27 protein-coding genes are annotated in these 22497 nt (G+C 70.3%); 11 read left to right on the top strand and 16 right to left on the bottom strand.

Annotated features, from left to right (window positions below; genetic code table 11):
* Window positions 1-81: 81 nt before the first annotated feature.
* The gene (locus YIM_RS42775; RefSeq protein WP_228004367.1) at window positions 82-372 is read right to left on the bottom strand and encodes an SAV_915 family protein; all 291 of its coding nucleotides are present in this window, start codon (window positions 370-372) and stop codon (window positions 82-84) included.
* Window positions 373-485: 113 nt separating this feature from the next.
* Here YIM_RS42775 and YIM_RS42770 point away from each other — a divergent pair, with 113 nt between their 5' ends.
* Entirely contained in the window at window positions 486-1193 is a 708-nt protein-coding gene (locus YIM_RS42770) for a hypothetical protein (protein WP_153035791.1), read from the top strand.
* Between the two features lie 13 nt (window positions 1194-1206).
* On the opposite strand, the gene YIM_RS42765 is transcribed toward YIM_RS42770, so the two are convergent.
* Both YIM_RS42765 and YIM_RS42760 read right to left on the bottom strand, forming a co-directional pair.
* A complete protein-coding gene (locus tag YIM_RS42765) occupies window positions 1207-2553 on the bottom strand; it encodes a dicarboxylate/amino acid:cation symporter (RefSeq protein WP_194239937.1) in 1347 nt (448 codons plus the stop codon).
* A 114-nt stretch (window positions 2554-2667) separates the two neighbouring features.
* Window positions 2668-3288, bottom strand: coding sequence for a nucleoside triphosphate pyrophosphatase (locus tag YIM_RS42760; protein WP_153035789.1), 621 nt, complete (start codon window positions 3286-3288; stop codon window positions 2668-2670).
* Window positions 3289-3442: 154 nt separating this feature from the next.
* Here YIM_RS42760 and YIM_RS42755 point away from each other — a divergent pair, with 154 nt between their 5' ends.
* Complete coding sequence (locus tag YIM_RS42755; protein ID WP_228004366.1) at window positions 3443-5269, top strand: glycoside hydrolase family 3 N-terminal domain-containing protein; 1827 nt, start codon at window positions 3443-3445, stop codon at window positions 5267-5269.
* A 24-nt stretch (window positions 5270-5293) separates the two neighbouring features.
* Here the strand turns inward: YIM_RS42755 and YIM_RS42750 are convergent, their stop codons facing one another.
* From YIM_RS42750 to YIM_RS42735, 4 genes are all read right to left on the bottom strand, one after another.
* Window positions 5294-6844: a DHA2 family efflux MFS transporter permease subunit gene (locus YIM_RS42750; protein ID WP_153035787.1), complete on the bottom strand. Its 1551-nt coding sequence runs from the start codon at window positions 6842-6844 to the stop codon at window positions 5294-5296.
* Window positions 6828-7445 carry a PadR family transcriptional regulator gene (locus tag YIM_RS42745; protein WP_153035786.1) on the bottom strand — a complete coding sequence of 206 codons (618 nt, stop codon included), beginning with the start codon at window positions 7443-7445 and terminating at the stop codon, window positions 6828-6830. Before YIM_RS42745 ends, YIM_RS42750 begins: the two co-directional genes overlap by 17 nt.
* A gap of 139 nt (window positions 7446-7584) precedes the next feature.
* Window positions 7585-7803, bottom strand: a complete 219-nt coding sequence (locus tag YIM_RS42740) for an acyl-CoA carboxylase epsilon subunit (RefSeq protein ID WP_153035785.1) — start codon at window positions 7801-7803, stop codon at window positions 7585-7587.
* Window positions 7804-7814: 11 nt separating this feature from the next.
* Window positions 7815-9458: an acyl-CoA carboxylase subunit beta gene (locus tag YIM_RS42735; RefSeq protein ID WP_113696095.1), complete on the bottom strand. Its 1644-nt coding sequence runs from the start codon at window positions 9456-9458 to the stop codon at window positions 7815-7817.
* A gap of 98 nt (window positions 9459-9556) precedes the next feature.
* On the opposite strand from YIM_RS42735, the gene YIM_RS42730 reads away from it, so the two are divergent.
* The gene (locus YIM_RS42730) at window positions 9557-9952 is read left to right on the top strand and encodes a PPOX class F420-dependent oxidoreductase (protein ID WP_153035784.1); all 396 of its coding nucleotides are present in this window, start codon (window positions 9557-9559) and stop codon (window positions 9950-9952) included.
* Here YIM_RS42730 and YIM_RS42725 read toward each other — a convergent pair.
* The 5 genes from YIM_RS42725 to YIM_RS42705 form a co-directional block, all read right to left on the bottom strand.
* Window positions 9933-10466: a TetR/AcrR family transcriptional regulator gene (locus YIM_RS42725; protein WP_153035782.1), complete on the bottom strand. Its 534-nt coding sequence runs from the start codon at window positions 10464-10466 to the stop codon at window positions 9933-9935. The genes YIM_RS42730 and YIM_RS42725 overlap by 20 nt on opposite strands.
* 77 nt (window positions 10467-10543) lie before the next feature.
* Window positions 10544-10837, bottom strand: coding sequence for a hypothetical protein (locus tag YIM_RS42720; protein WP_153035781.1), 294 nt, complete (start codon window positions 10835-10837; stop codon window positions 10544-10546).
* A gap of 148 nt (window positions 10838-10985) precedes the next feature.
* Window positions 10986-12041 carry an epoxide hydrolase family protein gene (locus YIM_RS42715; RefSeq protein ID WP_153035780.1) on the bottom strand — a complete coding sequence of 352 codons (1056 nt, stop codon included), beginning with the start codon at window positions 12039-12041 and terminating at the stop codon, window positions 10986-10988.
* 29 nt (window positions 12042-12070) lie between these two features.
* On the bottom strand, window positions 12071-12760 hold the full coding sequence (locus tag YIM_RS42710) for a tetratricopeptide repeat protein (protein WP_153035779.1): 690 nt from the start codon (window positions 12758-12760) through the stop codon (window positions 12071-12073).
* A gap of 9 nt (window positions 12761-12769) precedes the next feature.
* Window positions 12770-13450, bottom strand: coding sequence for a TetR/AcrR family transcriptional regulator (locus tag YIM_RS42705; RefSeq protein ID WP_153035777.1), 681 nt, complete (start codon window positions 13448-13450; stop codon window positions 12770-12772).
* A 45-nt stretch (window positions 13451-13495) separates the two neighbouring features.
* Here YIM_RS42705 and YIM_RS42700 point away from each other — a divergent pair, with 45 nt between their 5' ends.
* Window positions 13496-14293: a thioesterase family protein gene (locus YIM_RS42700; RefSeq protein ID WP_153035775.1), complete on the top strand. Its 798-nt coding sequence runs from the start codon at window positions 13496-13498 to the stop codon at window positions 14291-14293.
* A 2-nt stretch (window positions 14294-14295) separates the two neighbouring features.
* On the opposite strand, the gene YIM_RS42695 is transcribed toward YIM_RS42700, so the two are convergent.
* Window positions 14296-15228, bottom strand: a complete 933-nt coding sequence (locus YIM_RS42695; protein WP_153035774.1) for a TetR/AcrR family transcriptional regulator C-terminal domain-containing protein — start codon at window positions 15226-15228, stop codon at window positions 14296-14298.
* A gap of 160 nt (window positions 15229-15388) precedes the next feature.
* Between YIM_RS42695 and YIM_RS42690 the strand changes: the two genes are divergently transcribed.
* On the top strand, window positions 15389-16588 hold the full coding sequence (locus tag YIM_RS42690; RefSeq protein ID WP_153035773.1) for an FAD-dependent monooxygenase: 1200 nt from the start codon (window positions 15389-15391) through the stop codon (window positions 16586-16588).
* Here YIM_RS42690 and YIM_RS42685 read toward each other — a convergent pair.
* A complete protein-coding gene (locus YIM_RS42685; protein ID WP_153035772.1) occupies window positions 16585-16872 on the bottom strand; it encodes a hypothetical protein in 288 nt (95 codons plus the stop codon). The two genes, YIM_RS42690 and YIM_RS42685, sit on opposite strands and share 4 nt — an antisense overlap.
* Window positions 16873-17198: 326 nt before the next feature.
* Here YIM_RS42685 and YIM_RS48805 point away from each other — a divergent pair, with 326 nt between their 5' ends.
* A complete protein-coding gene (locus YIM_RS48805) occupies window positions 17199-17423 on the top strand; it encodes a hypothetical protein (RefSeq protein WP_194239936.1) in 225 nt (74 codons plus the stop codon).
* A 176-nt stretch (window positions 17424-17599) separates the two neighbouring features.
* Here the strand turns inward: YIM_RS48805 and YIM_RS42675 are convergent, their stop codons facing one another.
* Complete coding sequence (locus tag YIM_RS42675) at window positions 17600-18202, bottom strand: VOC family protein (RefSeq protein ID WP_153035770.1); 603 nt, start codon at window positions 18200-18202, stop codon at window positions 17600-17602.
* Entirely contained in the window at window positions 18199-19152 is a 954-nt protein-coding gene (locus tag YIM_RS42670) for a C40 family peptidase (protein WP_228004365.1), read from the bottom strand. The genes YIM_RS42675 and YIM_RS42670 overlap by 4 nt, the downstream gene beginning before the upstream one ends.
* Window positions 19153-19227: 75 nt before the next feature.
* Between YIM_RS42670 and YIM_RS42665 the strand changes: the two genes are divergently transcribed.
* The 5 genes from YIM_RS42665 to YIM_RS42645 all read left to right on the top strand — a co-directional run bounded on the left by YIM_RS42665 (window position 19228) and on the right by YIM_RS42645 (window position 22489).
* A complete protein-coding gene (locus tag YIM_RS42665) occupies window positions 19228-20070 on the top strand; it encodes a biotin--[acetyl-CoA-carboxylase] ligase (protein ID WP_228004364.1) in 843 nt (280 codons plus the stop codon).
* 47 nt (window positions 20071-20117) lie between these two features.
* A complete protein-coding gene (locus YIM_RS42660) occupies window positions 20118-20672 on the top strand; it encodes a PH domain-containing protein (protein WP_153035769.1) in 555 nt (184 codons plus the stop codon).
* A 1-nt stretch (window position 20673) separates the two neighbouring features.
* A complete protein-coding gene (locus tag YIM_RS42655; RefSeq protein ID WP_153035768.1) occupies window positions 20674-21603 on the top strand; it encodes a hydroxymethylglutaryl-CoA lyase in 930 nt (309 codons plus the stop codon).
* A gap of 113 nt (window positions 21604-21716) precedes the next feature.
* Window positions 21717-22187 (top strand): YbaB/EbfC family nucleoid-associated protein, encoded by a 471-nt coding sequence (locus tag YIM_RS42650; RefSeq protein ID WP_153035767.1) that lies wholly within the window; start codon window positions 21717-21719, stop codon window positions 22185-22187.
* On the top strand, window positions 22184-22489 hold the full coding sequence (locus YIM_RS42645; RefSeq protein WP_228004363.1) for a hypothetical protein: 306 nt from the start codon (window positions 22184-22186) through the stop codon (window positions 22487-22489). Before YIM_RS42650 ends, YIM_RS42645 begins: the two co-directional genes overlap by 4 nt.
* Window positions 22490-22497 lie beyond the last annotated feature (8 nt).

Raw genomic sequence — 22497 nt, 5'->3', positions numbered from 1 at the left:
GAGTCCACATGCTAAAGCCGGAACGGCGCGATGAAGAGGCACTTCCCGGGTGGTGGGAAGTGCCTCTTCGGTTCGGGTCGGTCAGCTGATCCGGTGCGAGGCCGGGATGTCCAGGTCGAGGTAGGCGACGTCGAACGGCTGCGCCGCGTGGATCTTGTCCAGCTTGTCGGTGCGCATCAGCACCCAGGACTGCTGGTCACCGCAGCAGTTGACCAGCCGGTCGAGGGCGGAGTACGCGAGCAGGGCCGTGCGGCCGTCCGCGGTTCGCCGCAGCTCGACGATGGCTTCGGTCTCGGAGGCGTACCTCGGCCCGGTCGGCAGGTACACGGCGGGCGGGAATCCCTGTGTCTGCTTGAGCATGGTCACCGTCACGATTAGAGCAGACTCGGATACGGGGAGCGACGCCGACTCCCGCCTGGGCGCGAAGACCGCGAGCCGACTCGCCGGACACCGCCTACTCTGCGGAAGGCGGGAGAGGAGGGGAAGTGGCTGCTCCGCGTTCGATCGTGGTGACGGCGGTGCTGGCGGTGCTGATCACGGCGGGCGCGCTGGTGACGGCGGTCCTGCTGCGTCCAGGCACGCCGGAAACCGCCGTGCCGGGTGCCGGTGGTGAGCCGACCTCGGCCGGTGCCGCGTCGGAATGCGGGCCGAGGGCGTGCCAGGTGCTGGCCAGCCAGCCGGTCAAGGGCACCACGGCCGAGCTGCTCGCCGATCCGGATGGCCGGTCGGCGCACGTGCGGTTCGGCGGGCTCGGCTCGGACTTCGTCCTGGAGAGCGCGCTGGCCTCGATGGACGTGGCCGTCCGGCAGGACTCGCTGCAGTGCGTGGACGGCCAGCTGGCCGCCTGCCTGGTGCACGGCGACTACCAGGGCGGGGTGATCGCGGAACTGCTGGTGGCGCCGTCGGACACCTGGCGCCAGTCGGACCGGCTGTACTTCTCCGACGCCGGCCGGGTACTGCTCGCGCAGGTGGCCGGGGACGCGGCGCCGGAGGTGGTGGTGGTCCGGCACGAATGCGCCTCGGCCGCACCGGCCGCGCCGGGGTGTCCGCGCGGGCCGGTGCTGGCCGAGGTCTTCGATCTGAGCGGGAAGCAGGCAGGCTGCACCAAGCGCTACTCGGTGCCGTCGCAGCTGCGGGGCTGGCCGGACGTCCGGCTCAGCGAAACCGACCTGCGTCCCTGCCCGACTTCCTGAGCACGCCGACCGATCAGGCGGGCGACGGCTCCGGGCGACGGCTCGGCGTGGCGCCGGTGTCGCTGAGCAGCGGCGGCGTGCTCGGGGCGTTGAGCACCTCGTCGTCGAGCAGGCCCTCACCGCGGGAGACGATGATCGGCACCACGATCTGCCCGGCCACGTTGGTCGCCGTGCGTGCCATGTCCATGATCGGGTTCACCGAGTAGATCAGCGCGATGCCCAGCGCCACCTGCTCCGGGGCCAGCCCGATCAGGCCGGTGGTCAGGGTCAGCGCGGTCAGCCAGCCGGTGGTGCCCGCGGTGGCCAGCGCGCCGAAGATCGCCACGAAGACGATGCCGAGGTACTGCCACACGTTCAGCGAGACGCCGGAGATGTTCGCGATGAAGATCGCGCCGATGGCCGGGAAGACCGCCGCGCAACCGTCCATTTTGGTCGCACTGGCCAGCGGGGTGGCGAAGCTGGCGTACCCGGGGTTCACGCCGAGGTTCACCGCGGACTGGCGGGTCAGCGGCAGCGTCGCGGCCGAGGACTGCGACACGAAGGCGAACTGGATGGCCGTCCACGCCTTGCCGAAGAACTTGGCCGGCGAGACCTTCGCCACGAACCGCAGCAGGATCGGGTAGACCACGAAGAGCACCAGGCCGACGCCGATCCACACCGCGCCGGTCAGCCAGGCGAGCGGGCCGAGCAGCGCGTCGCCGTAGTTGGCCACCGCCGCGCCGATCAGGCCCAGCACGCCGAGCGGGGCCAGCCGGACGATCCAGCCGAGGTAGCGCTGCACGATCTCGAACACGCTGGTGGTCAGGTCGACGAACGGCTTGGCGCGCTCACCGAGGCTGTACGCGGCGGCGCCGAACAGGATGGCCAGGAACAGCACCTGCAGCGTCTCGCCCTCGGCGAAGGCGGAGAAGAAGTTCTGCGGCAGCAGGCCCTCGATGAAGGCGGTCCAGGAGCCGCCGGTGGCCTTCGCGGCGCGCTCGGCGTTCTTCGCGGTGGCCTCGGCGGCGAACCCGCCGCTGCCGGGGTCGACGATCTTGCCGACCGCGATGCCGATCAGCACCGCGATGAACGAGGTGATGGCGAACCAGAGCACGGTTTTCCCGCCGAGCCGGGCCGCGGTCTTGCCGCCGCCGAGGTTCCGCAGGCTGCTGATGCCCACCACGATCGCGGTGAACACCAGGGGAATCACCGCGATCTGCAGCAGCGTGGTGAACGCGCTGCCGATCTGGTCCAGGGTGTCGGTCAGCCACTGGGTTCCGGTGGTCCTGGCCAGCACGCCCAGCAAGGCGCCGAGGACGAGTCCGCCGAGCACTGCTCCGGCGAACACCGACGGCTTGTTGTAGGTCCGTATGAAAGACACGGGCTCGCTCCGGTGCGTGAAAGTTTCGTGAACTGCCGAGCAGGATCAACGCTCGGCGAAGCACGACTCTTCCGCAACGCCCGTTCGTGTGGGCCGGCTCTCAGGATGTGAGAACTATTCGCGCCAGAGGTCGGTGACCCGCACGCCGACCTCGGCCAGCAGGTTCCTGGTCAGCGGCAGGCTGATGCCGATCACGCTGGACGGATCGCCGTCCACACCTTCGACGAACCAGCCGCCCAGACCGTCCAAAGTGAACGATCCGGCGACGGAAAGTGGTTCGCCCGTTGAGATGTAGCGCTCCAGTTCCTCTTCGGACGGAGTGGCGAAGCGCACCGTGGTCGACCGCGTCCCGGCGGCTTCGGCGACGCGCTCACCGTTGCGCAAGCGGATCACCGAATGCCCGGTGAGCAGATCACCGGAACCGCCGGACATCACCGCCCAGCGCTTCATGGCCACCTCGGGGCGGCCTGGTTTGCCGACCATTTCCCCGCCGATGGACAGCATCGAGTCGCAGCCGACGACCACCGCTTCGGCGTGCGTCGCGGCGACCTCGTCGGCGACAACGGCCGCCTTCGCCCGCGCGAGCGCGACCACGAGTTCGCTGGGTGAGGGGTCGGTCAGCGCCGCGGCGACGGCGTCCTCGTCGACACCGGAGACCACGACGCTGGCGTCGATACCGGCGGCGCGGAGCACCGCGAGGCGGGCGGGTGAGGCGGAAGCGAGAACGAAGCGCACGAGGCGAAAGGTTAACGGACCAGCGCCTGTTATCGAATTGTGACGCCTGTGCGCCAGGTCACGGTCTACTTTGTTGTCGCGCGCAACATATGCCCGAAACCTCTCCCGGAGGACACCGATGTCCCTTCGTCTCCGTGCCAGGAGATCGTCCCGAATGGCGGGTGTACTGGTCAGCGGCCTGCTGCTGACCGGCGCAGTGCTGACCCCGGCCACCGCGTCCGCCGCGCCCGAATCGTTCTGGCCGCTGTACAAGAACCCGTACCTGCCGGTGCAGCTGCGGGTGCACGACCTGATGAACCGGATGAGCCTGGACGACAAGATCGGCCAGATGACCCAGGCCGAGCGAGGGGCGGTCACCCCGCAGCAGGCCGCCGACCTGCGGCTCGGCTCGATCCTGTCCGGTGGTGGCTCGGTGCCGACGCCGAACACCCCGGCCGCGTGGGCCGACATGTACGACGCGTACCAGAAGGCCGCGGTGTCCACCCCGCTCGGCATTCCGAGCCTCTACGGCGTCGACGCGGTGCACGGGCACAACAACGTCTACGGCGCGACGATCTTCCCGCACAACGTCGGCCTCGGGGCCGCGCACGACCCCAAGTTGGTCGAGAAGATCGGCAAGGTGACCGCGTCCGAGGTCCGTTCCACCGGCCCGACCTGGGACTTCGCGCCCTGCCTCTGCGTGTCCCGCGACGACCGCTGGGGCCGCGCGTACGAGTCGTTCGGTGAGACCCCGAAGGACGCCATCGACAACGCGACCATCGTCAACGGCCTCCAGGGTCGCTCGCTGAAGTCGAAGGGCTCGGTGCTGGCCACCGCCAAGCACTACGTCGGCGACGGCGGCACGACCGGCGGTGACGACCAGGGCAACACCGAGGTCAGCGAAGCCGAGCTGCGCAAGATCCACCTCCCGCCGTTCCAGGAGGCGATCAAGCGAGGCGCCGGTTCGGTGATGATCAGCTTCTCCTCGTGGAACGGCAAGAAGGCGCACGGGCACAAGTACCTGATCACCGACGTGCTCAAGAAGGAGCTGAAGTTCTCCGGCCTGGTCGTCTCCGACTGGAACGGCGTCCACCAGCTCGACGGCAACAACGACGACCTCACCGCGGAAGAGGTGCGGGAGTCGGTCAACGCGGGCATCGACCTGTTCATGGAGCCCTACGACGCGCCGAAGTTCATCTCGCTGCTGCGCGCCGAGGTCGACGCCGGGCGCGTGTCCAAGGCGCGGATCGACGACGCGAACCGGCGCATCCTGACCAAGAAGTTCGAGTCGGGGCTGTTCGAGAACCCGTACGCGGACCGCTCGCTGCAGAAGGACTTCGGCAGCGCCGAGCACCGCGCGGTGGCGCGTGAGGCGGTCAAGAAGTCGCAGGTGCTGCTGAAGAACGAGGGCGCGCTGCCGCTCAAGAAGGGCAGCAAGGTCTTCGTCGCGGGCAAGAACGCCGACGACATCGGCAACCAGTCCGGTGGCTGGACCATCACCTGGCAGGGCAGCAGCGGCCCGATCACCACGGGCACCACGATCCTGCAGGGCATCCAGCAGGTCGGCGGGCCGAAGACGAAGGTCACCTACGACCGCGAGGGCGACGGGGCCGACCAGAGCTACGACGTCGCGGTCGCGGTGGTCGGCGAGACCCCGTACGCCGAGGGCGAGGGCGACCGGCCCAACGGCTTGAAGCTGGACGCCGAGGACCTGTCGACCATCGCGAAGCTCAAGGCGACCGGGGTGCCGGTTGTCGTGGTGACCGTGTCCGGTCGCCCGCTGGACATCACCTCGGAACTGGGTGGCTGGAACGCGCTGCTCGCGTCGTGGCTGCCGGGCACCGAAGGCGCCGGCGTCGCCGACGTGCTCTTCGGTGACCACAAGCCGAGCGGCAAGCTGACCTTCTCCTGGGCGGAGAACTTCAGCCAGCTGCCGATCAACGTCGGTGACGGCAAGAAGGCGCTGTTCCCGTACGGCTACGGCCTGACCTACAAGAAGTAAGCGCCGATGGGCGGGTGTGCGGGGTCAGCTCCGCGCACCCGCCCTTTCGCGTGCCCGCATGGTGAACGCGGCCAGCACGCCGAACAGCAGCACCACGGCGGGCAGCAGCAGCGCGCTCTTCGCGGCGCTGATCAGTCCGTTGTGGACGATCTCGGCGGCGAGCCCGGCGTACTTCCCGCCGGTGGACGGCGGCCCGAACTCGCTCCCGCTGCCCGCGGCCTCGGAGAGCCCGCTGACAAACGCCGCGCGGTCTTCTTCCGGTAGGGACTGGGCTGCCGCGGTCGCCGATTCGGTGATCACCGAGGTGATCCGGATCTGCAGCAGCACCCCGACGCCCGCGCTGCCGAGCACCCCACCGACCTGCCGCGCGGTGTTGTAGACCCCCGAGGCCGAGCCGGTCAGCTCGCGTTCGACCGAGCCCATGGTCAGCGTGCTCATCGGCGGGAACAGCGAGCCGATGCCGACACCGCACAGCAACAACGCCGGTACCAGCGCCCACGGGCTGGTGCCCGCCGTCGCCTGCCCGGACAGCAGCATCAGCCCGCCCGCCAGCGCGACCAGCCCCGTGACCAGCACGTACCTGGCGTCGAACCGGTCGGACAGCTTGCCCGCCAGCGGGGCGACGAAGCCCTGCGTGAGGCACATCGGAATGGTCACCAGCGCGGCTTCGGTCGGGCTGAGGCCCAGTCCGCCCTGCAGGTAGATGACCAGCGGGATGAAGACCGCGGTCATCGCGAAGCCGACGGTGATCGAGACGAAGGTGCCCGCGGAGAAGTCCCGGTTCCGGAACAACCGCAGCGGCATCAGCGGTTCCCTGCGGTTGCGCCGCTGCCAGAGGACGAAGGCGAGCAGGCAGAGCACCCCGGCGCCGATGATCTCGGGCACGGTGATCGGCCCGGCCACGGTGCCCCAGTCGTAGTGCTGCCCGTTCTGCAGGCCGAAGACAACAAGCGTCAGCCCGGCCGCGGAGAGCAGGATGCCGGGCAGGTCGAAGGAGTGCGAGTGCTTCGGCTGCCAGTCCGGCACCAGCACCAGCGCGGCGACCAGCGCGATCACCCCGACCGGCAGGTTCACGAAGAAGATCCACTCCCAGCCGAGGTGGTCCACCAGGACCCCGCCGAGCAGGGGACCGGAGATGGTGGCGATCCCGGCGACCGCGCCCCAGAAGCCCATCGCCGCGCCCCGGCGGGCGGGTGGGAACAGGTGCGTGATGAAGGCCAGCGTCTGCGGGGTCATCAGCGCCGCGCCGACGCCCTGGAACGCCCGCGCCACGATCAGCGTGGTGATCGAATCGCTCAGGCCGCACCAGAGTGAGGCCACGGTGAACAGCACGAGCCCGGTCAGGTAGACGCGCTTCGGGCCGAACCGGTCGCCGAGGCGGCCCGAGAGCAGCATCGGCACCGCGTAGGCGAGCAGGTAGACGCTGGTCACCCAGACCACCGAGTTCAGGTCGGTGCGCAGGCCGGTGATCATCGGCGGGATCGCGATCGACACGATCGTGGTGTCCAGCAGGATCATGAAAAAACCGAGGCACAGCGCGACCAGCGCGGCCCAGGGATTAGCCGTTCTCGGCATCGGAACCGTCCTCGGTGAGCAGGGTCAGCTGGGGTTTGGTGTCGGGCCAGGTGACCCGGTCGTGCTTGAGATCGTCGATCAGCTTGCGCGTCCACTCCAGCTCGAACGCCCGGCGCGCGGCCGAATAACGCCAGTGCAGCCAGTACACGGTGGGCAGTTGCCGGTCGCGGAGCTTGGCGAGAATGACCTCGTCGGCCGCGACGCCGGTGGACAGCTGTAGCTCGCGGCGCTCCAACTCGGCGACGGCCTCGTCACGGCCCAGCTCGTCGATGAGCGCGAGGCCGTTGACGAACTCGGGGTACTCCTCGGCCGGGGTGCTGAGCATGACGCGGGCGCGCTCGAGCACCGCGTCGCGGCCCGCCTGGGTGATCGCGTAGACGGTGCGTTCCGGCCGCCTGCCGTCGCGTTGGGTGCCGACGACCTCGATGAACTCGTCCCGCGCGAGGCGGTCGACGGTGTGGTAGAGCGAGCCCGCTTTCAGCTTCACGTGGTGGTCGGTGAACCGCTCGCGCATGAGCTGGGCCATCTCGTAGGGGTGCATCGTCTTCTCGTGGAGCAGCGACAGCACCGCCACGGCCAGCGGGGTGAGCTTGGCGCCCATCCTTCCCCCAGTCGTAGTCCTTACCGGTTATTCCGTGTGGACTATATGGCCGGGAGCATTCACCTGTCGACCAGGACAAAACGCGCGAAAGGCCGCACCGGAGCGGTGCGGCCTTTCGCGGGTAAAAGCAGGTTCTGACTCAGCGGGGCAGGGCGGAGGCACGCCAGGCACCCGGGCCCGGCTGCAACGGCTGTCGCAGGTTCGCGGACCGATCGGCCCACCGTGACCCGCGCCTTTGCGGCTCGGACCGGCTTTCGCCCGCAGAAGCCGCGGCGGCGATCACGGCGGCCAGCGCGGCGAGTTCGTCGTCGGCCGGGGTGCCGCGCACCACGCGCAGCAGCGGTCGGTTCTCGGACATGCGGTACTCCCTTACAGCGGGATGTTGCCGTGCTTCTTGGGCGGCAGGGTCTCGCGCTTGTCGTTGAGCAGCCGCAGCGCGCGGGCCACGTGGCTGCGGGTGTGCGCGGGCACGATCACCGAGTCGACGTACCCGCGCTCGGCGGCCACGTACGGGTTGCACAGGGTGTCCTCGTACTCCTGGATCAGCTTCGCGCGCAGGCCGTCGACGTCGCCGTTCTCCTTGGCGGCCTCTTCGGCCAGCGTCTTCCGGTGCACGATGTTCGCCGCGCCCTGCGCGCCCATCACCGCGATCTGCGCGGTCGGCCACGCCAGGTTCAGGTCCGCGCCGAGGTGCTTCGAGCCCATCACGTCGTACGCGCCGCCGTAGGCCTTGCGCGTGATCACCGTGATCAGCGGCACGGTCGCCTCGGCGTAGGCGTAGATCAGCTTCGCGCCGCGGCGGATGATGCCGTTCCACTCCTGGTCGGTGCCCGGCAGGAAGCCGGGCACGTCGACGAAGGTGAGCACCGGGACGTTGAACGCGTCGCAGGTCCGCACGAACCGCGCGGCCTTCTCGGAGGCGTCGATGTCGAGGCAGCCGGCGAACTGCGTCGGCTGGTTGGCCACGATGCCGACGCTCTGCCCGGACACCCGGCCGAAGCCGACGATGATGTTCGGTGCGAACAGCTCCTGCACCTCGAGGAACTCACCGTCGTCGAGCACGCGGGTGATGACCTCGTGCATGTCGTACGGCTGGTTCACCGAGTCGGGGATCAGCTCGTTCAGCTCGCGGTCGGAGTCGGTGACCTCGTCGTGGATCGACTCGCCGGTCGGCTGCGGGGCCTCGAACACCGGCGGCTCGGAGAGGTTGTTCGCCGGGAGGTAGGACAGCAGTTCCTTGACGTAGGCGATGGCGTCCTCGTCGTCGGAGCCCATGTAGTGCGCGTTGCCGGACTTGGTGTTGTGCGTGCGGGCGCCGCCGAGTTCCTCCAGCGTCACCTCCTCGCCGGTCACCGTCTTGACCACGTCCGGGCCGGTGATGAACATCTGCGAGGTCTGGTCGACCATCACCACGAAGTCGGTCAGCGCCGGGGAGTAGACGTGCCCGCCCGCGTTCGCGCCCATGATCAGCGAGATCTGCGGGACCACGCCGGAGGCCTTGACGTTGCGGGTGAAGATCTCGCCGTAGAGGCCGAGCGAGACCACGCCCTCCTGGATGCGCGCGCCGCCGCCCTCGTTGATGCCGATGATCGGGCGGCCGGTCTTGATCGCCAGGTCCATCACCTTGACGATCTTCTCGCCGTAGACCTCGCCGAGCGAGCCGCCGAACACGGTGACGTCCTGGCTGAACACGCAGACCGGGCGGCCGTCGACGGTGCCGTAGCCGGTCACCACGCCGTCGCCGTACGGCCGGTTGCGGTCCTGGCCGAAGTTGGTCGAGCGGTGCCGGGCCAGCTCGTCCAGCTCGATGAACGAGCCGGGATCGAGCAGCAGGTCGATGCGCTCGCGGGCGGTCTTTTTGCCCTTGGCGTGCTGGCGCTCGACCGCGCGCGCCGAGCCGGCGTGCACCGCTTCGTCGTAGCGCCGGTACAGGTCGCCGAGCTTGCCGGCGGTGGTGTGGATGTCCGGTTCTTCGCTCGGGGGCGTCCCGACAGGCTCCGTCGCACTGCTCATGGCTGGCGAGCTTAACGAGACGAGGCCGTTTTCGGGGGTCTGGCGTCGCCTATGTCACCGGGGTCTGGGGGTTCACCTACCGCGATAGGTTTTGTGGCATGGGTGTGGAACTGAGCGAGGCGGTCCGGGCGCTGATCGATGGGCGCAACTACGCGGCACTGGCCACGATCAACGCGGACGGCGGCCCGCAGACCTCGGCGATGTGGGTCGGCCGGGACGGCGACGACCTGTTGTTCTCCACCGTCGCGGGGCGGTCGAAGGAGCGGAACATGCGCCGCGACCCGCGCGTCAGCGTGACGATCATGGATCGCGAGGACCCCGAGCGCTACACCGAGATCCGGGGCCGAGCGAGCATCACGCCCGATCCTGAGCGGTCACTCGACAACGAGCTTTCGCACAAGTACGACGGCCGCGACGCCGGTCCGGACGCGCCCGGCGCCGAACGGGTGATCGTCCGGGTGGTCGCCGAGCGCGTCACCGGCCACGTGCGCTGAGCCCGGCGAACACGATTTCGGTGGTGCGCTCGCGGAGATCCGCGTCGAGCGCCGCCTGGCTGAGCGCGGCCATCAACGCCAGCACCTCGTCGACCTCGATCTCCAGCCGGACCGCGTCGACAGCTTGTGCCCGGTGAAGCAGGAGTTCCACCTGGTCGCGGAAGTCGGTGAAGACCTCACCCAGATCGATGCGGACGTCGAGGGCCTCGACCACGGTCCGCTTGGCCGCCGCCTGCTCGAGGACGCTGCGGAAGAAGGTGAACAAGCCGGTCGCGTGGTTCTCGTCGCGGCAGGCCAGGTACCCCGCCTCGGCCTCCAGTTCCTCCAGCAGGTTCTTCAGTATCGCGGTGAGCAGATCGGCTTTCGCGGGGAAATGCCGGAACACCGTGCCGATGGCGACGCCCGCCCGCCGGGCGACTTCCTCGGTGGAGGCGTTCGCGCCCTGTTCGGCGAACACCTCCTCGGCCGCGGCCAGGATGCGCTCCCGGTTCCGCGCCGCGTCCGCCCGTGGCATTCCGGCTCCCCTCGGCAAGGCGTGGACAAAGTGAGTGGCGACTCATTATGCTCGCGCAGGTGTACATGAGTCACCACTCAGGTTAGGGGAACGCTGATGTCGAACGCACTGGAGGCCTTCGAAGCGATGCGCGACGGCTGGCTCGGCGGCACGGCCGCGTTCGACGATCTGCTCGCCGAGGACGCGGTGATCGAGACGCCGTTCTCCCCGCGTTCGCGCCCGAACCGGTTCGACAACAAGGCCGACTTCCTCGCCTTCGCCGAACGCACCCGCGGTGAGCTGCCCTTCCGGTTCGAGGAGTGCCGCAACGTGACGGTCCACGAGACGACCGATCCGGAGAAGATCGTGGTCGAGTACGAACTGGCTGGCACCGTGCTCCCGACCGACCGACCGACCGACCGACCGACCGGCCCGCCTCGGCCGCCTTCATCGGCGTGCTCCAGGTCCGCGACGGCCGGGTGGTGCTCTGGCGCGAGTACCAGAACACCCTGGCCATCACCGAAATCCTGGGCAGTTTGCCTAGCTGAGCGCGCCGAAGAACTCCCGCAGGTCGGCGACGATCGACTCCGGCGCCGCCATGGCGATCATGTGGCTGCCCCCGCTGTCCCGGTTCGCCCAGTGCACGATGTTGTTCTTCGCCGCGGCGACCTGGCGGAATTCGTCGGGGCCGCCGTGGGAGACACCCGTCGGCACCAGCGCCTGGTCGACCGGCAGGCCTGCCGAAGCCGTGTAGTACGGCCACGCCGAGGACGCGCCGGTCTCGGTCAGCCAGTAGACGCTCGCGTTGGTCAGGATCCGGTCCCGCTCGATCGGCTCGGTGCTGCCCGCCTGGTGCCAGCCGTCGAACTCCTTGAACCGCTCGACCAGGTAGGCCAGCTGCGCGACCGGCGAATCGTGCCAGCCGTAGGCAAGCGTTTGCGGCCGCGCGGCGAGGTATTCGCCGTACCCGCTGCCGCCCACGCCCCATTCGGCCAGCATTTCCTCGGTGATGCCGAGGCCGCCGGTGATGTGCACGCCGGCCACGTGCTCGGTGTCGACCAGCGCGAGCTGCGGCGACACCAGTGCGCCGGCGTCGTTGCCGTGCGCGCCGTAGCGCTGGTAACCGAGGCGGCTCATCAGCTTCGCCCACGTCTTCGCGATCTTCTCGAGTCCCCACTCAGGTTCGACCAGCGGAGAGAAACCGAAGCCGGGCAGCGAAGGCACGACCACGTGGAAGTCCGCCGACAACGGCCCGAGCACCTCGGCGAACTCCGCGAACGAGTTCGGCCAGCTGTGCGTGAGCAGCAGCGGGAGCGCGTCCGGCCTGGCCGACCGGAGATGGAAGAAGTGGATCGGCTGGCCGTCGATTTCGGTCAGGAACTGCGGGAACTCGTTGAATCTCGCCTCCTGGGCCCGCCAGTCGAAGCCATCGCGCCAGTATTCGGCCAGTTCGCGGAGGTAGTCGACCGGCACGCCCCGGCTCCACTCGGCGCCGGGCAACTGCCGGGGCCAGCGCGTGCGGGCCAGTCGGTCACGCAGGTCGTCGAGGTCGGCCTGGGGGATTTCGATGCGGAAGGGCTTGATCTCGGTGCTCATGGAGCAACCGTAGGAAGCATGTAGGTCAGTTAGTGGCCTAGTTTCCGGCGAACCAGGCGGCGAACCAGCGTGGGTGCGAACCAGGAGTAGAGCGCGTAGGCGAACCAAGTGACGCCGAGCAGCACCGCGAGCGGCGTCAGCCCGAGCATGCGCAGGCAGAAAATGAGCACGATGACCCCGATCCACGTTTTGATCGGGCCGAACCGGTTGAGCGGCGCGAGCGGCCGCAACAACGGATGCCGCTCCACCCGCCGCTCCTCCTCGTCGGCTGCTTTCGCCCGCAGAAGCAGGTCGCGGGTGCGGCGGGTGACGTCGGCGGCGGGGGCGGCGCGATCCAGCAGGTCGGCGGCTTTTCGCAGCTGACCTGCGTCGATGCAGACGCGGGCGTAGGCGCAGAGCAGATGGGTGTCGTCGGGGCTCAGCGCGAGCGCGTCCAGCAGGGCGCGCTCGGCCTTCGGCAGCTTGCCGAGCGAGTGGTACGCCTGCCCGAGCACGCTGAGCAGCGGCGCGTGCGGGCCGAACCGTCTTATGCCCGCGGAAGCCGCTTTGACGGCGTCGGCGTCCTGGTCGTTCAGCCAGAGCGCCAGCGCCCGCAGATAGGTGGAGTCGACCTCGTCGCGCCAGCGGAAGCGGTCCAGCTCGGCCAGCGCGCGGTCGTACCGGCCCTGTTCGAGCCACGTTTTCGCGGGGGCGAGCCGATCCTGCTCGGGTTCGGTCACGCCGTCAGCCTAGTGCTCGCGCCACTCCCTGGTGAGTGCGTCGAGACCGGCGGAAAGCGCCTCGCTGGACGGAGTGGCCTCGCGCGGGATGCGGGAGGCGAGCACGCTGCCGAACCCGGCCATGCGGATGGTGCCGTCGATCAACGCGTCCCGGTCGGCGGGCCAGGCGAACTCCGGGTGCGCGATCAGCAGGGTCACGCACCCGTGCAGCGCCGACCACAGGCCGACCGTCAGCGTCTCCGGATCGCCGCGCATGATCCCGGCGTCCACGCAGGCCGCGGCGGCCTTCGCGATGTGCCGGAAGCACGCGTCGGCGCCGGGTGAGAGGCCGTTGGTCGGGCGCATCATCAGCACGCGGTACTGCACCGGGTGGTCGAGCGCGAAGTTCGCGTACACCCGCCCGCACCGGCCGAGCGCGCGCAGCGGGTCGTCGACGCCGCCGGCGTAGTCGCGCATCCGCGCCGCCAGTTCGCGCCAAACCCGCAGGCAGACGGCTTCGAGCAACGCGCTTTTGCCCGCGAAATGCAGGTAGACCGAGGGAGTGGTGACGCCGACCCGGCGGGCCACGGCACGCAGGGTCAGCGCCTCTTCGGTACCGGCTTCGATCAGCAGCGCCTCGGCGGCTTCGAGGATTTCCTCCCGCAGCTTCTCGCCGTCGCCCGCGTTCGCCCGTTGCCGTTTCCCGTCCACCGGATCAGGTTGACAGCGTCAAGTTAACAGTGTCAATGTGAACCCATGGGTAACTTCCAGGAGGCCACCGCGCTCGACCGGCGCTCCGAGACCGAGTTCGACGCCGAGCTGGACCCGCAGTGGTCGGTCGGCGGCAAGCTGCACGGCGGCTACCTGCTCGCCGTGCTCGGCCGGGCCGCTGCCGAGCTGTCCCCGGCGCACCCGCACCTCACCGCGGTCAGCGGCTCGTTCTCCGCGCCGCCCGACGCCGGGCCCGCGCGGGTGACGGTGGAGGTGCTGCGGGCCGGTCGCGGGCTGACGCAGCTGCGCGCCCGGCTGGCCCAGAAAGACAAGCCGTGCGTGGAAGCTCTGCTCACGCAGGGTCTGCTCGACGAGTCCGACCCGTGGTGGTCCGGGATCGAGCCGATCGATCTTCCGCCGGAAGAAGACTGCGTGCCCATGCCCGCCGAGGCGCCGGGCGCGGGGTTCAAGGTGGACCTGATGAACGTGATCGACCAGCGGCTCGACCCGCGTGTGGCCGGGTTCGCGGTCGGCAAGCCCGTGCGCGGCGGGGTGATCTCCACGTGGCAGCGGCTCGCCGACGGCGCCGACTGGGACCCGCTGAGCCTGCTGGTCGGCCTGGACCCGGTGCCGCCGGTGTCCTACGACCTCGGCCTGTCCGGCTGGGCGCCGACCGTGCAGTTCTCCGCCTACGTGCGGCGCCTGCCCGCGCCCGGCCCGATCCGCGTCCGCATGACCGCCGGCGATGTCGGCGGCAACCGGATGGACGAGGTCGCGCACGCCTTCGACAGCAAGGACCGCCTCGTCGCCCAGGCCACCCAAATCGCGGGCGTGCGCCACTAGCTTCAGCGGGGAAAATCGCGGCGTTCGATCGAAGCGGCCATGCCGTCGAGTGTCCAGCGCAGGCCCAGTTCGAACAGCATGTCCAGGTCCAGGTCGAAATCGTCCTGTGCGGCGAGTTCGGCGAAGGCCGGGATGGCGCCGGAAGCGACGATGCGGTTGAACTCGGCCTCCTGCGTCTCGACCCATTCGTCCGCGCTCAGCCCGGTCTCGCGCTCGGCCTCCGCCTCGGGCTCCAGGTTCGCCGCAGCTCCGCGGACGTAACCGAACACGGCGACGTGGAAGTACAGCGCCGTCGAAGGGGGCAGGTCGAGTTCGCGCAGCGCGCTGATCGACCATTCCGCGTGCAGAAGCAGGTTCTCCAGCGGCTGCGGGCGCGTCATCGAGATGACCTGGGCCAGCCACGGGTGCCGCCGGTAGATCTGCCATTGCGTGCGCGCGGCCACCTCCAACCGCGCCCGCCAGCCCGGAGGCGCTGCCGCGGGCAAAAGCAGGTCGCCGAAGCAGGCGTCGGCCATGAGCAGGACCAGCTCGTCCTTGCCGGGGACGTAGCGGTAGAGCGACATGGTGGCGGCGCCGAGGTCGGTGGCCACCCGGCGCATGGACAGCGCGCGCAGGCCCTCGGTGTCGGCGATTTCGATGGCCCGCCGCACCACGGCCTCGCGGCTCAACTCGGCTTCGGCCATCCGGCGACGGGTCGCGCGCACCGGCGGCGCGGGTACCTCGGTGGTCCGCACCACGGTGCCGACCCCGGGCACCGCCCGCACCAGGCCCTCCCGCCGCAGCGTGGTGAGCACCTTGGTGGCGGTGGCCATCGCCACGCCCCAGTCCTGGGTGATCTGCCGGGTCGAGGGCACCCGGTCGCCCGGCTTCAACTCGCCCGCGTCGATGCGCGCCTTGATCTCGTCGACGATCCGGGCGTACGGCGCGGTGTTCATCGCGGGACTCCTTCCGGTGGGGCGCCCACCATCCTAGTGCACCACCCCTGTGCACTAGTGCGATAACGCAGCAATATGGCTAAGTACTGGACGTATGTAGGGCGTACAGGTAACTATGTACAGTGTACGTAGCGCACTAGGTGAACACCGGGGAGAAACCATGAAGAACGTCCTGATCTCGGGCGCCAGCGTCGCCGGCCCGGCGCTGGCCCACTGGCTGCGCCGCCACGGGTTCGCGCCGACCGTGGTCGAGCGCGCCCCGGCGCCCCGGCCCGGCGGGCAGGCGATCGACCTGCGCGGTGCCGCGCGGACCGTCGTCGAGCGCATGGGCCTGCTCGACGCCGTGCGGGCCGCGCACACCGGCGTCCGGGGCATGGCCAACGTGAACGAGGCGGGCCGCCGGGTGGTGGAGTTCCCCGCCGAGGCGCTCGGCGACTCCGGCGGCATCATCGCCGAACTGGAGATCCTGCGCGGTGACCTGGTCGGCCTGCTGGTCGGGGCCGCGCAGGACGGGGTCGAGTACCTCTTCGACGACACCATCACCAGCCTCACCGAGCACGCCGACGGGGTGGAGGTCACCTTCGCCAGGTCGGGCACGCGGACCTTCGACCTGGTGGTGGGCGCGGACGGGCTGCACTCGAACGTGCGCGCGCTGGCCTTCGGGCCGGAAGAGCGGTTTGTCACCGATCTCGGCTACCAGCTGGCGATCTTCGGCCTGGACGCGCCGGACTCGCTGGACGACTGGCAGCTGATGCTCAACCTGCCCGCCGCGAACGGCGTCGGCGGGCGCATGGCGAGCCTCTACCCGACACCGCACGGGGCCCGCGGTTACCTGTACTTCGTCACGCCGCCGCTGCCGCGGACCGGCTTCAGCGGGCAAAAGCAGGCGGTGGCCGACGCGTTCGCCGGGGCCGGGTGGGAGGTGCCGCACCTGCTGCGGGGGATGTGGGCGGCCGACGACTTCTTCACCGATCGGGCGGCCAAGGTGCGGGTCGACGGCTGGTCGCGCGGGCGCGTGGTGCTGCTCGGCGACGCCGCGTTCGGCGGGTCGGTCGGGATGGGCACCAGCATGGCGCTGGTCGGCGCGTACGTGCTGGCGGGCGAACTGGCCGCGGCGGGAGGGGATCACCGGGTCGCCTTCGCCGCGTACGAGGCGAAGCTGGGGGACTACGTGCGGGAGAACCAGCGGCCGATGCCCGGCGGTACGCGGGCGTTCCTGCCGTCCTCGTCGCTCGGCATCCGGCTGCGCAACGGGGTCACCCGCGCGATGCTGGCCGGGCCGTGGCGGAAGCTGCTGACCGGCGGCATGCAGGAGAAGTCCGAATCGGTCGAGCTGGCGGACTACGGCGTGGTGGTCTAGGCGGCGTCCGGCAGGGCCCGCGCCGCGCGTGCACGGGCGTGTTCGGCGAACTTGTGCCTGGTCGACGCCACTTTTCGCCACCGGCGTCCGCGTTCGGGGTCGAGCAGTTCGGTGCGGCGGGCGAGCACCTCGGCGGCGCGGGCGGCCGAGGAGATCTCCGCCGCGGCGGCCAGGTACTGCCCGGCCTCGATCAGCGCGTAGGCGTGCCGCATTTCGGTCTGGGCGGTGGCGTAGACGGCGTAGGCGGTGAAGTTGTCGGCCAGCGGTCCGAGTGGGTGGGACATCGCTTTCTCCGTTCCGGTCGGCGGGTGCCTTCACCTATACGTCGAAGCGGCCCGCCGGATATCGACATCGCCTACGGGAAAATTCTGCACCGGTTCTCCCTAGGGGATACGTCAGTGCTTCGGTGTGTCGCGCCTTCAGGATTGCCCGATGCTCGAACCGGACTGGCGTAATGACGGAAACGGACGGCTCGATCCCGCGCGGTTACCCGCGTTTCGCGCATTGCGTCCCCTCAAGCGCTGGCGGTACGTCGGCGCCTACGGACCGCGCCTGCAGCTGTGCGTCGGCCCGGTGCGGATCGCCGGCGCGTCGCAGTCGTTCTGGGCCCGTGCACGACCGCGAGCGCGGTGTGTTCCGGGAGCGCACCGTGCTGCGGAAGGCCGTCGAACTGGCCGGTGACCGGGTGGAGGTGGTGTCGAGGCACGGCGAGCACCCGATCTGGACGCGCAAGACCCCGCTGCGCGTGCACGGCTGGGTCCAGGTGAATGGCGGGCGGGTCGGGTCGACGCGCCGCGCCTGCTGGACGAGTCGGCCGGGCCCCACGCGCGGGTGACCGAGTGGCGCTGGAGTGCCGGGTGCGGCACCACCGTGGACGGGCGGGCGGTGTTCTGGAATCTGGTCGACGGAATTCACGACGGCGGTTCTTCGGAACGAACCGTGTGGGTGGGCGGAACAGCCGAGGAGTGCCGCCGGTGTATTTCGCCGAAGATCTTTCCGGCGGCTTCGGCGTCAGGGAAGAGCACTCCGCGCGCTGGTGAGCCGGAAACCGATTCCTTCCGGACTGGTCACGCGGCCGGAACCGGGGTCGTCGACCGGTAGCGCGAGTTCCCACGCGACCGAATCACCGTGGACGAACTCGGCCGACGGCGGCACCTCGCCCAGCACGCGTTCGTAGAAGTCCCGCGCCGCGGCGGGATCCGGGCAGGCGAGCAGCAACCGCCCCGGCGGTTCCGGCCAGCCGTGGAACTCACCGGCTTCCCAGAACGAGACGGCCGCACCGGCCGGATCGAGCAAAGTGGACAGACGGCCCTGGTCGCCGGCGTCGAACGGCCCGGCCACCAGCTGGGCGCCCTGTTCGAGCGCGACGGCCGTGCGGTGGTCCACGTCGTCGACGGCGAGGTAGAAGGCCACGTGCGGTGGCGTGCCCGCCGGATAGATCGGGTTCGCCAGATCGCTCACCCCGCCGAGGGCGAAGTCGCCGAGGTAGATCTTGGTGGCCTTGCGCCAGTCCTGCTCGTCCACGGCGAACCGCCAGCCCAGCGCGGCCGAGAAGAACTCGGCGGTACCGGCCACGTCGTGGGTTTTCAGGTCGAGCCAGCAGAAGTCGGTCACGGTCGGGCAGCTCCGGCGTAGTCGTCACCGCGGGTGCGGTAGCTGTGCAGTTGAATGGCCTGGCCTTCGGTGGGCGCGTTCACCATCAGCCCGTTGCCCACGTACATACCGACGTGGTGGATGCGGGTGCCCGGATTCCCGTAGAACACCAGATCGCCGAGCGCGGGCTCCGCCGCCGACGCGCCGAGCGCGCGGAACTGGCTGTCGGCCGTGCGCGGCAGGTTCACGCCCGCGCTGTCGTAGGCGGCCTTGGTCAGCCCCGAGCAGTCGAACCCGGCGGCTCCGGCCTCCGGCCCGTTGCCGCCCCAGACGTAGGGCAGGCCGATCTGGTCGAGCGCGAACCGGGTGGCGCGGGTGGTCGGGGTCGAGGCGAGTTCCGGGTTCAGCGAGAGCGTCGCGTAGAGCTGCGCGTTGCCGAGCGCTTTCTGCCGGAAGAGTTCGCCGTCGTTCTTGTACGCCCCGACGGCCTTCCACCAGCCGGTGTTCAGGTCGACGCCCTTGCCGCACAGCTTGCGGCCCGCGGCGATCGCCTTCTCGGCGGAACCATCGCGGTGGTTGTCCTCGGCCTTGCCCATCCCGGCCAGCGTGACCCAGGTGAGGTGGCAGTCGGGCCGTTCCTCGCGCAGCTTCAGTTCTCCGGCCGCATAGGAGGCAAGCGCTTGCGGCGGAATGTCCAATGGCCCGGCCAGCCGGGAAACCCAGACGTCCAGCTCGTTCGGCGCCACCGCGGGCGTCACGGCCTCCACCGGCGCGGTCTCGCGCAGGGTCGACGGCCCGGCGGGCACCGCGCCACCACCGACCGGATTCGGCGCGGCTGCCTGCGGCACCGGTTCGGCGGACTCGGGCTCGGCCAGCATGTACCCGCCGATCGCCAGCGCGCCCACCAGCGGAACTGCCACCAGTGCCCGCCCGCCCGCGCCCGCGAGAAAGCGGTGGAGTCGATTCGCCACGCGGTCAGGCTAGAGGGGCGGCCGGGAGCGTACCGCCGAATATCCCGAAGCGCGGGACTCTTCTAACCTGAAGGGGTGAATCACCGGAGCGCCCCCGTGGACGCGGCCCCGCTGCGTGCCGCCCTTCTGCCGCCGGAAGGCCCGTACGCCGCGATCGACGTGGTGGCCAGCACCGGCTCCACCAACGCCGACCTCCGCGCCGCCGCCACCACCGACGACGGCTTCCAGGCCGAGGACCGGACCGTGCTGATCGCCGACGAGCAGACCGCCGGCGTCGGCAGGCGCGCCCGCGACTGGCGGTCGCCGAAGGGCGCGGGGATCTACCTCAGCGTGCTGCTGCGCCCGCGCGAGGTGAGCTTCGCCGGACTCGGCTCGCTCGCCGTGGTCGCCGGGCTCGCGCTCGTCGACGTGGCCGCCGACCTCGGGGTGGACGCGGTGCTGAAGTGGCCGAACGACGTGCTCGCCGGACCCGATCGGGCGAAATGCGCCGGTGTGCTGTCCGAGGCGCTGTCCTCCGAGGAGATCGGCGTGGTGCTCGGCATCGGGCTGAACGTGTTGCCGCTGAAGGAGAAGGTGCCGCCGGGCCCCGGCGGGCTGCCCGCCACCTCGCTGGCCGAGCAGGGCGCGCGCACCACCGACCGCACGGAGATCGCCCGGCTGCTGCTCACCGCGTTCGCCGAACGGGAAAACCGCTGGCGGGCGGCGGGCGGGGACCTGGCGCGGGCCGGTCTGCTGGCCGACTACCGGCGGCACTGCGCCACCCTCGGCCAGGGCGTCAACATCATCACGCCGGACGGCGGCGCGGTGCCGGGCGAGGCGGTGGACGTGGACGCGTCCGGGCAGTTGGTGCTGCAGACCCCGGGTGGTCAGCGACGCACCATCTTTGCCGGTGATGTGGTGCACCTGCGCCCCAGCTGACGAGTACGGTAAGTCGCACCTGCAGGCATCGAGCACGGGAGCGTCACGTGGCTTACCCAGACGATCTGCTCAGCGAAGGCGAGCGCGTCGTGGTGCACAAGCACCCGCACTTCAAGATGCTGGTGGTGCCGTTCCTGGTCCTGCTGATCACCATCGGCGGCGGGATCTGGCTGGCCACGGTGGCCATGGACGCGACGCCGCCGTGGGACATGGTGTGGCTGATCGCCATCGGTGCGGTCGGGCTGCTGCTGATCGTGTGGTTGTTCCTGACCCCGTTCGTGCGGTGGCGGACCACCCACTTCATCGTCACCACGGACCGGTTGATCGCCCGTGAGGGCGTGCTCAAGCGGACCGGGATAGACATCCCGATGTCGCGGATCAACAGCGTGCGCTTCGAGCACGGCCTGATCGACCGCGTTTTCGGCTGCGGCACGCTGATCATCGAGTCGGCCTCCGACGAACCGCTCACCTTCGAGGACATCCCGAAGGTCGAGCAGGTCCACACGCACATCTACCGCGAGGTCAACGACAACCCGTACGACGACTTCGTGCAGCAGCAGGCGCCACCGCAGGAGCCGCCGCAGCGCGGACGGGGCCGCTGAGTTGGGCGCACGCGAGGTCGGCCTGCCCGATCGGGTGACCGCGGCGGGGCTGCCGGACCGGGTGACCATCTGGGAGGTCGGCGCGCGCGACGGGCTGCAGAACGAGCAGTCCGTGGTGCCGGTCGAGGTGAAGCTGGAGTTCCTGGACCGGCTGGCCGACGCCGGGTTGTCCGTGCTGGAGGCGACCAGTTTCGTGCACCCGAAGTGGGTGCCGCAGCTGGCCGACGCCGAGCAGTTGCTGGCCGGGCTGAAGCGCCGCGACGGGGTGTCGTACCCGGTGCTGGTGCCGAACGCGCGCGGGCTGGACAGGGCGCTGGCCGCCGGGGTGCCGAGCATCGCGATCTTCGCCAGCGCCACCGAGACCTTCGCCAAGCGCAACCTGAACTCCAGCCTGGACGAGCAGTTCGGCATGTTCGAGCCGGTGGTCTCGCGCGCGCTGGCCGAAGGGCTCGAGGTCCGCGGTTACCTGTCGATGTGCTTCGGTGACCCGTGGGAGGGCGCGGTGCCCGCCGAGCAGGTGGTCGCGGCCGGGCAGCGGTTGCTGGACATGGGCTGCTTCCAGCTCTCCCTCGGCGACACCATCGGCGTGGCCACGCCCGGCCAGGTGGAGCGGGTGGTCGGCGGCTTCGCGTCGCCGGAGCGGCTGGCCGTGCACTTCCACGACACCTACGGCCAGGCGCTGTCGAACACGCTGGCCGCGCTGCGCCTCGGGGTGTCCACTGTGGACTCGTCGGCCGGCGGGCTCGGCGGCTGCCCGTACGCCGAGTCGGCCACCGGCAATCTCGCCACCGAGGACCTGGTCTGGATGCTGGACGGCCTCGGCATCGAGCACGGTGCCGACCTGGACGCGCTGGTGCGCACCAGTACGTGGATGGCGGAGCGGCTCGGCCGCCCCAGCCCCTCCCGGGTGGTCAAAGCCCTCGCCGGTTGACCCGGCGGGGCGGTCGCCGACTCGATGTGGCCACATTTTCCCGGCGGGCGGAACCGGCGGCCGGTGTGCCGCGTCAGAACCGTTGCCGACCGCTGTGGCTGGAGGAGACCGTCGTGACCGAGCATCGAGCGCGCGTGGACGAACTGCTCGCCGACTACCGGCGCAGCCGCGACCACCTGGCCGGCGTGCAGCGGGAACTGGCCGCCGTGCGGGCCACCGCGAGCAGCGGCGACGGGCTGCTCAAGGCCACCGTCGGCCCCCAGGGCGCGCTGACCGGGCTGGAGATCGGCGAGGCCGCCTACCGCGAGTACGGGCCGGCCGAACTCGCCAGGGAGATCGTGCGGCTGGTCGACACCGCCGGGCTGAAGGCGTTCACCTGCGCCGAGGAGGTGCTGGCCCCGGCCTTGCCGAAGGGCACCGATCCGCACGCCCTGCTGCGCGGCACGGCGGATCTCGACGCCGCCGAGCTGGTGCCGGATCCCGCGCCGGCCAAGGAAAGGGAAGCCGTCGAGGACGAGAGCTTCGAGGACCAGGTCTGGCTGGACGACGAGGGCTGGCCGACCGCGGGATCGGACGGGCGGTGACCGGATTCGAGGCCGACGCCCGGCTTCTGCGGGCGAAAGCCGCGGAGTTCGAGGGCTTCGCCGAGCGGGCGCGGCACATCGCGGCCGATCTCGAGTGGGCGCTCGAAGCCACCGGTGAGGCCTGGGGCACCGACACCCCCGGCCAGAGTTTCGCCGCGTCGCACGCCGCGCCCGCGGCGGAGACACGCGCGCTGGTGCGGGGGTTGAGCGCGCGGCTGGGGGCATGGGGTACGAAGTTCTCCACAGCCGCGGGGAAGTACACCGGCGCGGATGCCGCGGCGGCAGAGGAACTGAACGGCTAGGGGGAGCG

The organism is Amycolatopsis sp. YIM 10 (genome assembly GCF_009429145.1).
Taxonomy (GTDB): domain Bacteria; phylum Actinomycetota; class Actinomycetes; order Mycobacteriales; family Pseudonocardiaceae; genus Amycolatopsis.
This window is presented reverse-complemented; position numbering and strand designations above follow the sequence as displayed.

Excerpts from the sequence above, each read along its gene's own strand:
- YIM_RS42755 (WP_228004366.1), top strand. The coding sequence starts at position 3,443 with ATGGCGGGTGTACTGGTCAGCGGCCTGCTGCTGACCGGCGCAGTGCTG.
- YIM_RS42750 (WP_153035787.1), bottom strand. The coding sequence starts at position 6,844 with ATGCCGAGAACGGCTAATCCCTGGGCCGCGCTGGTCGCGCTGTGCCTC.
- YIM_RS42745 (WP_153035786.1), bottom strand. The coding sequence starts at position 7,445 with ATGGGCGCCAAGCTCACCCCGCTGGCCGTGGCGGTGCTGTCGCTGCTC.
- YIM_RS42740 (WP_153035785.1), bottom strand. The coding sequence starts at position 7,803 with ATGTCCGAGAACCGACCGCTGCTGCGCGTGGTGCGCGGCACCCCGGCC.
- YIM_RS42735 (WP_113696095.1), bottom strand. The coding sequence starts at position 9,458 with ATGAGCAGTGCGACGGAGCCTGTCGGGACGCCCCCGAGCGAAGAACCG.
- YIM_RS42730 (WP_153035784.1), top strand. The coding sequence starts at position 9,557 with ATGGGTGTGGAACTGAGCGAGGCGGTCCGGGCGCTGATCGATGGGCGC.
- YIM_RS42725 (WP_153035782.1), bottom strand. The coding sequence starts at position 10,466 with ATGCCACGGGCGGACGCGGCGCGGAACCGGGAGCGCATCCTGGCCGCG.
- YIM_RS42715 (WP_153035780.1), bottom strand. The coding sequence starts at position 12,041 with ATGAGCACCGAGATCAAGCCCTTCCGCATCGAAATCCCCCAGGCCGAC.
- YIM_RS42700 (WP_153035775.1), top strand. The coding sequence starts at position 13,496 with ATGGGTAACTTCCAGGAGGCCACCGCGCTCGACCGGCGCTCCGAGACC.
- YIM_RS42695 (WP_153035774.1), bottom strand. The coding sequence starts at position 15,228 with ATGAACACCGCGCCGTACGCCCGGATCGTCGACGAGATCAAGGCGCGC.
- YIM_RS42690 (WP_153035773.1), top strand. The coding sequence starts at position 15,389 with ATGAAGAACGTCCTGATCTCGGGCGCCAGCGTCGCCGGCCCGGCGCTG.
- YIM_RS42685 (WP_153035772.1), bottom strand. The coding sequence starts at position 16,872 with ATGTCCCACCCACTCGGACCGCTGGCCGACAACTTCACCGCCTACGCC.